We start from the raw sequence: 1,506 nt of genomic DNA on the forward strand, positions 1-1,506 counted from the left end.
CTCCGGCCGCGGCCGGAGCGGCCTCGGCGCGCTTGCGCACCGTGCGCTGCTCGATCCGCTTCTCGCGCCCCGGAACGTGGATGATCCGCTTCACGAAGATGCCGGGGGTGTGGATGTCGTCGGCGTCGATCTCGCCGGGCTGCACCAGGTGCTCGACCTGCGCCACTGTCATCGTCGCGGCGGTCGCCATCATCGGGTTGAAGTTCCGCGCGGTCTTCCGGTAGCGCAGGTTGCCCTCGGTGTCGCCGGTATGGGCGTGGACGATGGCGAGGTCCGCGAACAGCCCGCGCTCCATCACGAAGTGCTCGCCGTCGAATTCGCGCACCTCCTTGCCCTCGGCCACCTTCGTGCCGACGCCGGTTTTGGTGAAGAAGGCCGGGATGCCGGCCCCGCCCGCGCGGATGCGCTCGGCCAGCGTCCCCTGCGGATTGAACTCGATCTGGAGCTCGCCGCCGAGGTACTGCCGGGCGAACTCCTTGTTCTCGCCGACATAGGACGAGATCATCTTCGCGACCTGCCGGGTCTCGAGCAGCTTGCCGAGGCCGACGCCGTCGATGCCGGCGTTGTTCGAGACGATGGTCAGCCCCTTCACGCCCGATTCCCGCACCGCCTCGATCAGCTCGTCGGGGATGCCGCAGAGGCCGAAGCCGCCGCACATCACCATCATGTCGTTCTTGAGCAGCCCCGCGAGCGCCGACGTCGGATCCGCATAGACCTTCTTCATGGACACTGAACCCTTCCGGCCCGCGCGCGATCGCGCCGACATTCGTTCCGCGAAAGCTGTCCCCGATTCCGGCGCGCCGGTAAAGGCGCCCGGCGTCGGGAAGCGCGGCCCCGGCCGTCCGCACGAAGGCGGCGGGGACGGCCGGGCGCTGCGGGCAGACAAAGCCGATCGGACGCTTTAAGGGAATCACCCGAACGGTCCGATGCATGACGGCGGGGTGAGCCTGAAACATCCGGGGCCGCTCGTCGTCCCCCGTCGCGACTTCGCCGCCCCTCGGGCGGCCCGCGACGTGCCCGCCCGGAGTGCAATGTCGCCGCGCCGCCTCCTTCTTGCCGTCGGCTTCGCGTCGCTCGCCGTCCTCGGGACCGGCCTCGCGACCCTGCCCTGGCCGGTCGGCACCCCGACGGCGGCGGCCTTCGTCAGCCGCGGCCTGCGCGATTTCGGCTTCGCGCTCACCGCCGAGGGCGCGACCACGATGACGTTGCTGCCCCTGCCGCGCCTGAGCTTCACCCGCACCCGGATCACCGCCGCGCAGGCCGGCAGCCCGGCGTTGATCGAGGGCGGCAGCCTCGATCTCGACCTCAACCCGCTCGCCCTGCTCTCGGGCCAAGCCGACCTCGGCTCGCTCGCGCTGGGGGGCGCCACGATCCACATGCCGGAGGGCGCCGACGATCCGCGCTGGGCCGAGCCAGTGCGCCGGACCGCCGCGCGGCTCGGCCAAGGCGGCACGAATCACCCGCGCCGGATCACGCTGGCCGGCGCGACCCTCGACGCGGCAAGCC

1 protein-coding gene and 1 pseudogene are annotated in these 1,506 nt (G+C 71.6%); one reads left to right on the forward strand and one right to left on the reverse strand.

The window, feature by feature from the left end; translation table 11 throughout:
- The coding region (locus FV223_RS27350) for a CoA transferase subunit A (RefSeq protein ID WP_147729837.1) at positions 1–724 on the reverse strand (724 nt) is incomplete at its 3' end.
- A gap of 202 nt (positions 725–926) precedes the next feature.
- Between FV223_RS27350 and FV223_RS27355 the strand changes: the two are divergent.
- Positions 927–1,506 (forward strand): annotated as a pseudogene (locus FV223_RS27355) (AsmA family protein); the annotation flags it as partial.

The sequence above is a fragment of the Methylobacterium sp. WL116 genome, assembly GCF_008039455.1.
In the GTDB taxonomy this organism is placed as follows: domain Bacteria; phylum Pseudomonadota; class Alphaproteobacteria; order Rhizobiales; family Beijerinckiaceae; genus Methylobacterium.